Genomic DNA, 12,952 nt, shown 5'->3' with positions numbered 1-12,952 from the left:
TTACGGCCCCCAAACACAAACGGTAATGGCAAATGTCATTAAATATTAGTAAGATAGCCTCTTTATTTATAATCCTTTAAAATTATGCGCCTGGTTTTATCATCTCTGATCGTGATGGCTGGATTTCTGAGTGGTCAGGCTGCTGCCGCGCCTGAACAGGCTTCGCATGCTGATATTCGTGACAGCGGCTTTGTCTATTGCGTTAGCGGGCAGGTCAATACGTTCAACCCGCAAAAAGCGAGCAGCGGTCTTATCGTCGACACCCTGGCAGCCCAGCTGTATGACCGACTGCTCGATGTCGATCCGTACACCTATCGACTGGTGCCTGAGCTGGCTGAAAGCTGGGAGGTGCTGGATAACGGCGCAACCTACCGCTTCCATCTGCGTCGTGACGTCCAGTTTCAGAAGACGGCCTGGTTCACCCCCACCCGCAAACTGAATGCAGACGACGTGGTGTTTACCTTCGAGCGCATCTTTGATCGCCAGCATCCGTGGCACAATGTAAACGGTAGCAGTTTCCCCTACTTCGACAGCCTACAGTTCGCCGATAACGTCCAAAGCGTACGCAAGCTGGACAACAACACCGTTGAGTTCCGCTTAACTCAGCCCGACGCCTCCTTCATGTGGCACCTCGCCACGCATTATGCCTCCGTGATGTCAGCAGAATATGCGGATAAATTGGCAAAACAGGATCGTCAGGAGCTGCTCGACAGACAACCCGTCGGCACCGGACCGTACCAGCTTTCGGAGAATCGCGCAGGGCAATATGTTCGACTGCAGCGCCATGAAAAATTCTGGCGTGGTACTCCTCTGATGCCGCAGGTGGTTGTGGACCTCGGTTCTGGCGGCACCGGACGTCTATCGAAACTCCTGACCGGTGAGTGTGATGTTCTGGCCTGGCCTGCCGCCAGTCAGCTCAGCATTTTGCGTGATGACCCGCGCCTGCGTCTGACCCTGCGCCCGGGGATGAACATCGCCTATCTGGCATTCAACACCAATAAACCACCGATGGATAATCCCGCCGTGCGGCATGCGCTGGCGCTGGCCATTAATAACCAACGGCTGATGCAGTCCATCTACTACGGGACGGCGGAAACCGCAGCATCTATTTTGCCTCGCGCCTCGTGGGCTTATGACAACGAAGCTAAAATTACAGAGTACAATCCGGCAAAATCGCGCGAGCAGTTAAAAGCACTGGGGCTGGAGAACCTGACATTACAGCTTTGGGTACCCACCAGTTCTCAGGCCTGGAACCCCAGTCCACTGAAAACCGCCGAGCTGATTCAGGCTGACATGGCTCAGGTGGGTGTGAAAGTTAAAATCATTCCGGTAGAAGGTCGTTTTCAGGAGGCGCGATTAATGGATATGAACCATGATCTAACGTTATCCGGTTGGGCGACGGACAGTAACGATCCTGACAGTTTTTTCCGACCGTTGCTAAGCTGCGCCGCCATCAACTCGCAGACTAACTTCGCCCACTGGTGTAATCCGGAATTTGACAGCGTTCTGCGCAAGGCCCTCTCTTCGCAGCAACTCTCATCGCGAATTGATGCCTATGACGAAGCGCAAAATATTCTCGCGAAAGAGTTACCGATCCTGCCGCTGGCCTCTTCACTGCGTCTGCAGGCTTATCGTTACGATATCAAAGGACTGGTGTTGAGTCCGTTCGGCAATGCATCTTTTGCCGGGGTTTCCAGGGAAAAGAAAGATGAGGTGAAAAAGCCATGATTATCTTCACCCTGCGTCGTTTTTTATTGCTGCTGGTCACCCTCTTCTTCCTGACCTTTATTGGATTCAGCCTGAGCTACTTCACACCTCATGCGCCGTTACAGGGTGCATCGCTGTGGAACGCCTGGGTATTCTGGTTCAATGGCCTCATTCACTGGGATTTTGGTGTATCCAGTATTAACGGTCAGTTGATTTCAGAACAGTTGAAGGAGGTGTTCCCGGCGACGATGGAACTGTGCATTCTGGCCTTTGGTTTTGCGCTGATGGTTGGGATCCCCGTTGGTATGCTGGCAGGGATCACGCGGAACAAATGGCAGGACCGCTGCATCAGCGCCTTAGCGTTGATGGGCTTTTCCATTCCGGTTTTTTGGCTGGCGCTGTTGCTGACGTTGCTCTTCTCACTGACTCTCGGCTGGCTTCCCGTTTCGGGACGCTTTGATCTTCTCTATGAAGTGAAGCCCGTTACCGGATTTGCCATTATTGATGCGTGGATCTCCGACTCCCCCTGGCGCGATGAAATGCTGGTCAGCGCAATCCGTCACATGGTGCTTCCGGTGTTGACGCTTTCCGTCGCCCCTACCACGGAAGTTATTCGCCTGATGCGAATCAGCACCATTGAGGTCTTTGATCAAAACTATGTTAAAGCGGCCGCCACGCGCGGTCTATCACGCTTAACCATTCTGCGCCGTCACGTTCTGCACAACGCCCTTCCGCCGGTGATCCCGCGTCTGGGATTACAGTTTTCCACCATGCTGACGCTGGCGATGATCACCGAGATGGTCTTTAGCTGGCCAGGTCTTGGCCGTTGGCTGATTAACGCAATTCGCCAGCAGGATTACGCGGCAATTTCGGCGGGCGTCATGGTGATTGGCTCACTGGTTATCATCGTTAACGTCATCTCTGATATTTTGGGTGCTATGGCTAACCCTCTGAAACATAAGGAATGGTATGCCTTACGATAGCGTCTACAGCGAAAAGCGCCCGCCGGGTACGTTGCGCACCGCATGGCGCAATTTTTACGGCGATGCGACTGCGATGATCGGCCTGTATGGCTGCGCAGGATTGGCGATTCTGTGTATTTTTGGTGGTTGGTTTGCCCCTTATGGCATCGACCAGCAATTTCTCGGCTATCAGCTTTTACCGCCGTCATGGTCGCGCTATGGCGAAGTCTCATTTTTCCTCGGAACTGACGATCTCGGGCGTGACGTGCTAAGTCGCCTGCTCAGCGGCGCGGCCCCGACCGTTGGCGGCGCGTTTGTCGTCACCCTCGCCGCCACACTATGTGGCCTGTTACTGGGCGTGGTTGCCGGCGCGACGCACGGTTTGCGCTCCGCGGCGCTGAACCACATTCTGGACACCCTGCTCTCGATCCCTTCGCTGCTGTTGGCGATTATTGTGGTGGCCTTTGCCGGACCGCATCTGACACACGCGATGTTTGCCGTCTGGCTGGCGCTGCTGCCGCGCATGGTACGCTCCGTCTACAGCATGGTGCATGACGAGCTGGAAAAAGAGTACGTTATCGCCGCTCGCCTGGACGGCGCAACCACGCTCAATATCCTGTGGTTCGCCGTTCTGCCCAATATTACCGCCGGACTTATCACTGAAATCACCCGTGCGCTGTCGATGGCGATTCTGGACATCGCCGCGCTGGGTTTTCTCGACCTTGGCGCACAGTTGCCGTCACCAGAATGGGGAGCCATGCTTGGCGACGCGCTGGAGCTGATTTATGTCGCACCGTGGACGGTTATGCTGCCAGGTGCGGCGATTATGATAAGCGTGCTGCTGGTTAACCTGCTGGGTGATGGCGTGCGCCGGGCAATTATTGCGGGGGTGGAATAATGCCATTACTGGATATCCGCAACCTGACCATTGAATTCAGAACCGGCGACGACTGGGTGAAGGCGGTTGACCGCGTCAGCATGACCCTCAATGAAGGTGAAATCCGCGGACTGGTTGGCGAGTCTGGATCGGGCAAGAGCCTGATCGCCAAGGCCATTTGCGGCGTCGCGAAAGATAACTGGCGCGTAACCGCAGACCGCATGCGCTTTGATGATATCGATCTGTTGCGCCTTTCAGCGCGTGAACGACGCAAGCTGGTCGGCCATAACGTTTCCATGATCTTTCAGGAACCGCAATCGTGTCTCGATCCGTCTGAGCGCATTGGACGACAACTGATGCAAAATATTCCGGCATGGACTTATAAAGGCCGCTGGTGGCAGCGCATCGGCTGGCGTAAACGCCGCGCGATTGAACTCCTGCACCGCGTCGGGATAAAAGATCATAAAGATGCGATGCGCAGCTTCCCGTATGAACTGACCGACGGCGAATGCCAGAAGGTGATGATCGCAATCGCCCTGGCTAATCAGCCGCGTTTACTGATTGCCGACGAACCAACGAACGCGATGGAGCCAACCACTCAGGCGCAAATTTTCCGCCTGCTGACCCGGCTGAACCAAAACAGCAATACCACCATTTTGTTGATCAGCCATGACCTGCAAATGCTCAGCCAGTGGGCTGACAAAATTAACGTGATGTACTGTGGGCAAACGGTGGAAACTGCGCCCAGTAAAGAGCTGGTGACTATTCCGCATCATCCTTATACCCAAGCGTTGATTCGCGCCATTCCTGATTTTGGTAGCGCAATGCCGCACAAAAGCCGCCTGAATACCATGCCAGGAGCCATTCCATTGCTGGAACAATTACCTATCGGCTGTCGTCTGGGGCCGCGCTGCCCTTATGCTCAGCGCGAATGTATCGAAACCCCAAGACTGACCGGAGCAAAGAATCATCTCTACGCCTGTCATTTCCCGCTGAACATGGAGAGAGAGTGAGATGGTAGAAACCCTGCTCGAAGTTCGTAATCTGAGCAAAACCTTTCGCTACCGGACGGGCTTATTCCGCCGTCAGACCGTTGAGGCCGTTAAACCCCTGAGCTTTACCCTGCGCGAGCGTCAGACGCTCGCCGTTATAGGTGAAAATGGTTCCGGTAAATCTACGCTGGCGAAGATGCTGGCCGGTATGATTGAGCCTACCAGCGGTGAGCTGCTGATTGACGATCACCCGTTAAAATATGGTGATTATTCATTCCGTAGTCAGCGTATCCGTATGATTTTCCAGGATCCGTCAACGTCGCTTAACCCACGGCAACGTATTTCGCAGATCCTCGATTTTCCGCTACGTCTGAACACCGACCTCGAGCCTGAACAGCGTCGCAAACAGATCATCGAGACCATGCGCATGGTCGGTCTGTTGCCTGACCATGTGAGTTATTACCCGCATATGCTGGCTCCGGGACAAAAACAGCGTCTGGGCCTTGCCCGAGCGCTCATTTTGCGACCCAAAGTCATTATCGCCGACGAAGCCCTGGCCTCTCTGGACATGTCGATGCGTTCGCAGCTCATCAATCTGATGCTGGAATTACAGGAAAAACAGGGGATTTCATATATCTATGTGACTCAGCACATCGGCATGATGAAGCACATCAGCGATCAGGTATTAGTCATGCACCAGGGTGAAGTGGTTGAACGCGGCAGTACAGCAGATGTTCTGGCCTCGCCGTTGCATGAGCTGACCCGTCGCCTGATCGCCGGTCATTTCGGCGAAGCGCTTACCGCTGACGCGTGGCGTAAAGATCGCTAGCAGATGCAGCCCTCCTCAACCGGAGGGCAATTTTGCAATCAGTGACAAACATTTGGTAAGAGCAGTGTATCAACCTCGCTAAACGCGACCGAAGGGAAAAGAGATCCCTGCATCACCCAAACACCAGCCGCGCCTACTTCGTCGATAAGCTGTTTGGTTTCCACGCCCTCCACCGCAATGCGGTCGCAATATTCGCGGATGTTTTTAATTAGCACCGGGAACATCGGTTTTTCAGCCTGATCCAGGAAAAAACCACGATCCAACTTTACAACATCAAAACGACCGCAAACCAGCGGACTGGCCCCAATGCTGCCGGAGCCCAGATCGCCCAGCCATAATGCGTTTGGACCGTCGCAAAGTGAATTAATCAGCAGATTATTCAGACATACGGTATTCGTCAGAAAACGCTCTGAAAGTTCCAGGGCGACAAAAGGCATGGCATGTAGCGCCGATTTGACGCTCGGGTCGCCAATTGCCAGCAGCGCCATTTCATCAATGAGGTTCAGAGTACAGAAAAGGTTGTGGCTCTCAAACCAATTACGCTTTTCGGCAATTAATCGAATTTGCTCGAGCATGAAATTACGTTTTTGTTCGCTATTCCACGCTGAAATGATGAACTCTGGATGTATCGGCGAAACCGTATCTGAAGCAAACCGGACGCTCATCTCAACACCCAGTAACGTATCAGTTGTGTCTCTCATCGGTTCCGCGATGAAATGATAGTGCATAAGACCACTCCAATTGATCATAACTTCCTGATAATGCACTTTTAATCACAATCAATCAATAATAACGATCAATTTGTCAATATTGATCGATAAAAACAATATATCATAACGAACTGAATACGGTCATATTTTTTTTTTTAAGAAAGTTCCTACATTGCTATGTTTTAAAACATAAGCTAGCAGTTAATAATACCATTGAGATGCCTTTAAAGCCTTGTATTTTCTCCATCCCCCGCGCTTCGCAGAATGAATGAGACTTAACCAGGGAAAGTGTTATAACCCTCATGTGTAATGAAAAGTGATTATCAGTAAGGGATGATAACTATTCTACAAGGCACAAAGAGTGGGATATAATTGCTGCCCCATTTCGAAACACCTTCAAATTGTGATCATAACTCATTGATTGCTAAAAATAAGCAATGACCATAAGGATTAAAGCTATGGGTTTTCTTTCCGGTAAGCGCATTCTGGTAACGGGTCTTGCCAGCAAACTGTCCATCGCCTGGGGTATCGCTCAGGCCATGCATCGCGAAGGGGCTGAACTGGCGTTCACCTACCAGAATGACAAACTAAAAGGCCGCGTCGAAGAATTTGCAGCTCAACTGGGTTCCAGCATCGTACTGCAGTGCGATGTGGCGGAAGACGCCAGCATTGATGCACTGTTTACCGAACTGGGCAAAGCCTGGCCGAAATTCGACGGTTTCGTGCACTCCATTGGTTTTGCGCCCGCAGACCAACTGGATGGCGACTATGTGAATGCAGTCACCCGCGAAGGCTTCAAAATTGCTCATGACATCAGTGCTTACAGCTTTGTGGCGATGGCAAAAGCCTGCCGTTCCATGCTGAACCCAGGCTCAGCGCTGCTGACGCTATCCTATCTGGGCGCAGAGCGCGCCATCCCTAACTACAACGTGATGGGCCTGGCAAAAGCCTCACTGGAAGCGAACGTCCGCTATATGGCTAATGCGATGGGTCCTGAAGGCGTGCGTGTGAACGCTATTTCCGCCGGTCCAATCCGTACACTCGCCGCTTCCGGCATTAAAGATTTCCGTAAAATGCTGGCGCATTGTGAAGCGGTTACGCCGATTCGCCGCACTGTAACCATTGAAGATGTGGGTAACTCCGCAGCATTTTTGTGCTCCGATCTTGCTGCCGGCATCTCGGGTGAAGTCGTTCACGTCGATGGTGGCTTCAGTATCGCGGCAATGAACGAACTGGAACTGAAATAATCGTAAGTCTTCTATGGGCGGTCTTGCCCCGCCCATGACTCTCCTCTGCCCGCCGCCATATATGCTTTTCTGATATTTATTATCACGGAACAATCTTTCATCCCCTCTTCTGCTTACGTCAGGATATTGCAGCGCAAACGATCCGGCGTAGTAGTAGACGACGTGTCCGGGTCGCCACTTTTTAGACCAAGGACCGCCCATGGAACAACGCCGAATTGAAGGCAAAAGCCACTGGTATCATGAGACGCAATCCAGCAAGCATCCGCAAGATATTCTGCCGCTGGTGCCGGAAGCCGCTCATGTCGACGACAGCTTTTTACTGGATCTGGCGATACCTGATGACGCCCTTTTGCCTTTTCAATCCTGGTTAACCCCTGCCCGTAAACTTGCCCAGGTTCTCTTCCCGGTTCACGTAAACCTGAATCAGATGCACACATTCAGCGCCTATGAACGGATGAGTACGGCGCTAACCGTCGCTCAGGTGTATGGCGTCCAGCGATTGTGCAATCACTATGCCGCGCGGTTAACACCGCTTCCTGGTCCTGACTCGTCACGGGAAAGTAACCATCGGCTGGCGCAAATCACCCAATATGCTCGCCAACTTGCCAGCTCTCCTGATGTGATAGGCGCACGCGATCGCCAGCATCTGGATGCGGTCGGGCTGACCACCAGCGATAGTATTTTGATGAATCAAATCATCGGCTTCGTCGGTTTTCAGGCCCGGACCGTGGCCCTGTTTCAGGCCTGGTTTGGACATCCGGTACGCCGAATACCGGGGCTGGATATACAGCAATTCGCTCACGCTTCGCCATTTAGTGCAACAAACGCTACCTGGCACGCTGCGCCATTCCCAATCGAAAAATATCATTCTCAGGACGAGACGATGGCCAGACATTTTCCCGATGAACTGCAAGCGTTGGTGCCATTACTGATCCATTCACCGGTCATTTTGGATTTATTCACGACACTGATTTCCAGTACCCGGCGTAGCGCTGTACCGGTGCGGGCATTTTCACTGGCGGCGCTAATGACGTCACGGATTAACGGCAGCGTGGCCTGCTTTAATGAACAGGCACATACAGCCAATGAATTAGCCAACGTTATCGCCCTGCTTCGCCAGGAGGAACGTGAATTACAGCGTTGGGAACAGCGACATCCGGTTGAGCGCGTCACCCTGCAGGCGGTACAATGGCTAACCCGAGCGCCCGACCGTTTTAGCGCCGCGCTGTTAACCCCTTTGTTCGATCAGGGCATCTCTTCTGAACAAGCGATTAACCTGCTGGCCTGGAGCGGATTGTGCGGATGGTTGAATCGCTTGAAAATCGCGCTGGGCGAGACTTATTAACCGATCCACTTACTGAAAGAGCGCTTGCCGCAACTGAGAGAATCGCGTAAAACTGTCAGCCGCTCTTTTAGCCACGAAAATAGACAATTATGCTTCAGGACAACCCGCTGCTAGCGCAGCTTAAACAGCAACTGCATTCCCAGACGCCACGTGCAGAAGGGGTGGTAAAAGCCACGGAAAAAGGCTTTGGCTTCCTGGAAGTCGATGCACAAAAAAGCTATTTCATTCCACCGCCGCAGATGAAAAAAGTGATGCATGGCGACCGCATTGTTGCGGTTATCCATACAGAAAAAGATCGTGAATCTGCCGAGCCGGAAGAACTGATCGAACCCTTCCTGACGCGCTTCGTGGGTAAAGTTCAGGGCAAAAATGATCGTCTGTCCATTGTGCCGGATCATCCGTTACTGAAAGAAGCGATCCCTTGCCGTGCCGCCCGCGGCGTTGAGCACGACTTTAAAGAAGGTGACTGGGCCGTCGCTGAAATGCGCCGCCACCCGCTGAAAGGCGATCGCACCTTCTATGCTGAGTTAACCCAATTTATCACTTTTGCTGATGACCACTTTGTCCCGTGGTGGGTCACGCTGGCACGCCATAATCTCGAAAAAGAAGCGCCGGACGGTGTGGCAACTGAGATGCTGGATGAAGGTCTGGTTCGTCAGGACTTAACCGCCCTCAACTTTGTCACCATCGACAGCGCCAGCACCGAAGATATGGACGATGCGCTGTATGCTGAAGAGCTGGCCGACGGCAAACTGCAATTAACTGTCGCCATTGCCGACCCTACGGCCTGGATTGCAGAAGGCAGCAAGCTGGATAAAACGGCAAAAATTCGCGCGTTTACTAACTATCTGCCGGGGTTCAATATCCCGATGCTACCACGCGAACTGTCTGACGATCTGTGCTCTTTACGCGCGAACGAAGTGCGTCCGGTTCTGGCTTGTCGTATGACCATCACCGCGGATGGCGCGATTGAAGACAACATCACCTTCTTCGCAGCGACGATTGAGTCGAAAGCGAAGCTGGTCTACGACAACGTCTCCGACTGGCTGGAAGATACCGGTGACTGGCAGCCTGCAAACGACGCGATTGCTGAACAAATCCGTCTGCTACACCGTATTTGCCTGAGCCGCGGTGAATGGCGTCATAACCATGCTCTGGTATTTAAAGATCGCCCGGATTACCGTTTTGTTCTTGGTGAAAAAGGTGAAGTCCTGGACATCGTCGCTGAGCCGCGCCGCATCGCAAACCGTATCGTGGAAGAATCCATGATTGCGGCAAACATTTGCGCCGCCCGCGTGCTTCGCGACAAGCTGGGCTTCGGGATTTATAACGTCCATATGGGATTCGACCCGGCCAACGCCGACGCTCTGGCCGCGCTGCTAAAAACCCATGGTATGCACGTTGATGCCGAGGAAGTCCTGACGCTGGAAGGTTTCTGCAAACTGCGCCGCGAGCTGGATGCGCAGCCTTCTGGTTTCCTCGACAGCCGAATTCGCCGTTTCCAGTCTTACGCTGAAATCAGTATCGAGCCAGGGCCGCACTTTGGGCTGGGTCTGGAGGCTTATGCCACCTGGACCTCTCCTATTCGTAAATATGGCGATATGATTAACCACCGCCTGCTTAAGGCCGTCATCAAAGGTGAAACCATTTCCCGCCCTGGGGATGATACCACGGTGCAAATGGCGGAACGTCGTCGCCTGAACCGGATGGCTGAACGTGATGTGGGCGACTGGTTATACGCCCGTTTCCTGAGTGACAAAGCCGGGACCGATACCCGCTTTGCGGCCGAGATAATTGACGTCAGCCGCGGCGGTATGCGCGTACGTTTAGTTGATAATGGTGCAGTCGCATTTATTCCTGCCCCATTCCTGCACGCCGTTCGGGACGAGCTGGTATGCAGCCAGGAAAGCGGCACGGTGCAAATTAAAGGTGAAGTGGTTTACAAAGTCACGGATGTGATTGACGTAACCATCGCCGAAGTTCGCATGGAAACCCGCAGCGTTATCGCGCGTCCAGCCGCGTAACACGTATCAATCCAGCGACCTTTCTCATTTTGTGAAAGGTCGTTTCTTTTTTCCGCCCAAATTCCCACCACCGCACTACACTTCTTTCATTCGGTCAATTTTATTTTTTTACTTTTTTCAGTTCCGCTGGCTTTGCTTTTTACGGATTCTGGATTAAACATAAATATATAAAAAAAACAATACGTTCAGCCATAATCACCCCGAATGAATCATGGCTACCCATACTTTTGAGGCTCTATGCGCTTTAAACGGGATAGTACACATGATGAAAGACGTCCGGGAGCTGGTTACGTTGTATAGCTATGTGGGCACTCATAACCCCTACTGGCGTTTATCAGAGGATTGCAACATCCTGCATTTCTCTATCGACGAAGCGTCAGAAGCTGATCAGACCATCGAATTATTACCTGAACAAGCCGATCGCATTCGCGAGATGACGGTGATCACGTCAAGTCTGCTAATGACGTTGCCCATTGAAGATGACGACATTCCCGTGCATCTGGTCGGTCGAAAAATCAATAAGCGCGAATGGGCCGGTAGCGCATCAGCCTGGGATGACACCCCCTCCGTCGCCCGCGATCTGGCCCACGGCCTCTCTTTTGCCGAACAAGTCGTTTCCGAAGCCAATTCCGTTATTGTCATTCTTGACCGCATGGGCAACATTCAGCGGTTTAATCGCCTGTGCGAAGAGTACACCGGCCTCAAAGAACGTGAAGTCATTGGTCAAAGTGTATTCACATTATTTATGAGCCGTCGTGAAGCGGCGGCTTCACGGCGCAATATTGAGGTCTTTTTTCGCGAAGGTAACTCGTATGAGGTTGAACGCTGGGTCAAGACCTGCAAAGGCCAGCGTCTGTTTCTGTTTCGCAATAAATTTGTGCATAACGGTAGCGGCAAGAACGAAATTTTTCTGATCTGTTCCGGGACCGATATCACTGAAGAACGCCGCGCGCAGGAACGACTGCGGGTGTTGGCGAATACCGACTCCATCACTGGATTACCAAACCGCAACGCAATTCATGAACTGATCAGCAATGCAATTGAGAACGCGGGCGATACGCAGGTCGGTATTGCGTACCTCGATCTGGATAACTTCAAAAAGGTAAACGATGCCTACGGGCATATGTTTGGCGATCAGCTACTACAAAGCGTGTCGCTGGCAATCCTCAGTTGCCTCGAAGACAACCAGATCCTGGCGCGATTTGGCGGTGATGAATTCATTGTTCTTGCCACCGAAACATCCCAGGGCACACTGGAAGCCACCGCATCACGCATTCTGACGCGCCTGCGCCAGCCCTTCCGCATCGGTCTGATTGAAGTCTATACCGGATGCTCTATTGGTATATCCCTCGCACCTCAGCATGGTCAGGACTGCGAGAGCGTCATTCGTAACGCGGATACAGCCATGTACACCGCGAAAGAAGGCGGCCGTGGGCAGTTTTGTGTTTTTTCTCCGGAAATGAATCAGCGAGTATTTGAATATCTGTGGCTGGATACTAATCTGCGTAAGGCGCTGGATAACGATCAACTGGTTATCCATTATCAGCCAAAGATAACCTGGCGCGGTGAAGTGCGCAGCCTGGAGGCGCTGGTTCGCTGGCAATCTCCGGAACGCGGCCTCATTCCACCGCTGGAGTTTATCTCCTACGCCGAAGAATCGGGGCTCATCGTCCCGCTGGGGCGTTGGGTTATTCTCGACGTTGTGCGGCAGGTCGCGAAATGGCGCGACAAGGGAATAAACCTGCGCGTGGCGGTAAACGTTTCTGCCCGCCAGCTCGCCGACCAGACGCTGTTTACCGCACTTAAGCAGGTACTTCACGAGCTCAACTTTGAGTATTGCCCCATCGATGTTGAATTAACGGAAAGCAGTTTGATAGAAAATGAGCAACTGGCGTTGTCAGTCATTCAGCAGTTTAGCCAGTTAGGAGCGCAAATCCATTTGGATGATTTTGGTACCGGTTATTCGTCGCTGTCTCAACTGGCCCGCTTCCCGCTAGATGCCATTAAACTGGATCAGACCTTTGTCAGAGAGATCCACAAACAACCTATTTCACAATCGCTGGTACGGGCCATAGTTGCGGTAGCGCAGGCGCTCAACCTGCAGGTCATCGCCGAAGGCGTGGAAAGCGCGAAAGAGGATGCGTTTCTGACCAAAAATGGCGTCAATGAGCGTCAGGGGTTTTTATTCGCCAAACCAATGCCAGCCGCCGCATTTGAACGTTGGTATCGCCGCCATCTGAGTAAAAAAATGCGCTAATG

Annotated in this window: 10 protein-coding genes; 9 read left to right on the top strand and 1 reads right to left on the bottom strand. The window is 52.5% G+C overall.

All coding sequences use genetic code 11. The annotated features are described in order from the left end of the window. Positions 1-84: 84 nt before the first annotated feature. The 5 genes from sapA to sapF are packed head-to-tail and all read left to right on the top strand — an operon-like array spanning position 85 to position 5,367. On the top strand, positions 85-1,728 hold the full coding sequence (gene sapA, locus N0B36_RS14440) for an ABC transporter substrate-binding protein SapA (protein ID WP_259688533.1): 1,644 nt from the start codon (positions 85-87) through the stop codon (positions 1,726-1,728). Next, a complete protein-coding gene (sapB, locus tag N0B36_RS14435) occupies positions 1,725-2,690 on the top strand; it encodes a peptide ABC transporter permease SapB (protein WP_003020545.1) in 966 nt (321 codons plus the stop codon). Before sapA ends, sapB begins: the two co-directional genes overlap by 4 nt. Beyond that, positions 2,677-3,567: a peptide ABC transporter permease SapC gene (gene sapC / locus N0B36_RS14430; RefSeq protein ID WP_259688532.1), complete on the top strand. Its 891-nt coding sequence runs from the start codon at positions 2,677-2,679 to the stop codon at positions 3,565-3,567. The genes sapB and sapC overlap by 14 nt, the downstream gene beginning before the upstream one ends. Beyond that, positions 3,567-4,559 (top strand): peptide ABC transporter ATP-binding protein SapD, encoded by a 993-nt coding sequence (sapD, locus tag N0B36_RS14425; protein ID WP_016153234.1) that lies wholly within the window; start codon positions 3,567-3,569, stop codon positions 4,557-4,559. The genes sapC and sapD overlap by 1 nt, the downstream gene beginning before the upstream one ends. Position 4,560: 1 nt before the next feature. Further along, the gene (sapF, locus tag N0B36_RS14420; RefSeq protein WP_016153235.1) at positions 4,561-5,367 is read left to right on the top strand and encodes a peptide ABC transporter ATP-binding protein SapF; all 807 of its coding nucleotides are present in this window, start codon (positions 4,561-4,563) and stop codon (positions 5,365-5,367) included. Positions 5,368-5,405: 38 nt separating this feature from the next. On the opposite strand, the gene N0B36_RS14415 is transcribed toward sapF, so the two are convergent. Next, entirely contained in the window at positions 5,406-6,095 is a 690-nt protein-coding gene (locus N0B36_RS14415; protein ID WP_047500365.1) for an EAL domain-containing protein, read from the bottom strand. Between the two features lie 440 nt (positions 6,096-6,535). On the opposite strand from N0B36_RS14415, the gene fabI reads away from it, so the two are divergent. The 4 genes from fabI to pdeR all read left to right on the top strand — a co-directional run bounded on the left by fabI (position 6,536) and on the right by pdeR (position 12,950). Then, positions 6,536-7,324: an enoyl-ACP reductase FabI gene (gene fabI, locus N0B36_RS14410; RefSeq protein WP_016156642.1), complete on the top strand. Its 789-nt coding sequence runs from the start codon at positions 6,536-6,538 to the stop codon at positions 7,322-7,324. A 199-nt stretch (positions 7,325-7,523) separates the two neighbouring features. Beyond that, the gene (locus tag N0B36_RS14405) at positions 7,524-8,669 is read left to right on the top strand and encodes a carboxymuconolactone decarboxylase family protein (protein WP_259688531.1); all 1,146 of its coding nucleotides are present in this window, start codon (positions 7,524-7,526) and stop codon (positions 8,667-8,669) included. Positions 8,670-8,758: 89 nt separating this feature from the next. Continuing rightward, positions 8,759-10,693, top strand: a complete 1,935-nt coding sequence (locus N0B36_RS14400; RefSeq protein WP_047500361.1) for an exoribonuclease II — start codon at positions 8,759-8,761, stop codon at positions 10,691-10,693. 265 nt (positions 10,694-10,958) lie between these two features. Continuing rightward, positions 10,959-12,950, top strand: a complete 1,992-nt coding sequence (gene pdeR / locus N0B36_RS14395; RefSeq protein WP_047502364.1) for a cyclic di-GMP phosphodiesterase — start codon at positions 10,959-10,961, stop codon at positions 12,948-12,950. The last annotated feature ends 2 nt before the right edge of the window (positions 12,951-12,952 follow it).

It is taken from the genome of Citrobacter sp. XY323, assembly GCF_025106035.1.
Classification (GTDB): Bacteria; Pseudomonadota; Gammaproteobacteria; order Enterobacterales; family Enterobacteriaceae; genus Citrobacter; species Citrobacter braakii.
The sequence above is the reverse complement of the archived record's forward strand: the minus strand, read 5'-3'. Positions and strand labels throughout refer to the sequence as shown.

Excerpts from the sequence above, each read along its gene's own strand:
- pdeR (WP_047502364.1), top strand. The coding sequence starts at position 10,959 with ATGAAAGACGTCCGGGAGCTGGTTACGTTGTATAGCTATGTGGGCACT.
- N0B36_RS14415 (WP_047500365.1), bottom strand. The coding sequence starts at position 6,095 with ATGCACTATCATTTCATCGCGGAACCGATGAGAGACACAACTGATACG.
- N0B36_RS14400 (WP_047500361.1), top strand. The coding sequence starts at position 8,759 with ATGCTTCAGGACAACCCGCTGCTAGCGCAGCTTAAACAGCAACTGCAT.
- sapD (WP_016153234.1), top strand. The coding sequence starts at position 3,567 with ATGCCATTACTGGATATCCGCAACCTGACCATTGAATTCAGAACCGGC.
- fabI (WP_016156642.1), top strand. The coding sequence starts at position 6,536 with ATGGGTTTTCTTTCCGGTAAGCGCATTCTGGTAACGGGTCTTGCCAGC.
- N0B36_RS14405 (WP_259688531.1), top strand. The coding sequence starts at position 7,524 with ATGGAACAACGCCGAATTGAAGGCAAAAGCCACTGGTATCATGAGACG.
- sapB (WP_003020545.1), top strand. The coding sequence starts at position 1,725 with ATGATTATCTTCACCCTGCGTCGTTTTTTATTGCTGCTGGTCACCCTC.
- sapA (WP_259688533.1), top strand. The coding sequence starts at position 85 with ATGCGCCTGGTTTTATCATCTCTGATCGTGATGGCTGGATTTCTGAGT.
- sapC (WP_259688532.1), top strand. The coding sequence starts at position 2,677 with ATGCCTTACGATAGCGTCTACAGCGAAAAGCGCCCGCCGGGTACGTTG.
- sapF (WP_016153235.1), top strand. The coding sequence starts at position 4,561 with ATGGTAGAAACCCTGCTCGAAGTTCGTAATCTGAGCAAAACCTTTCGC.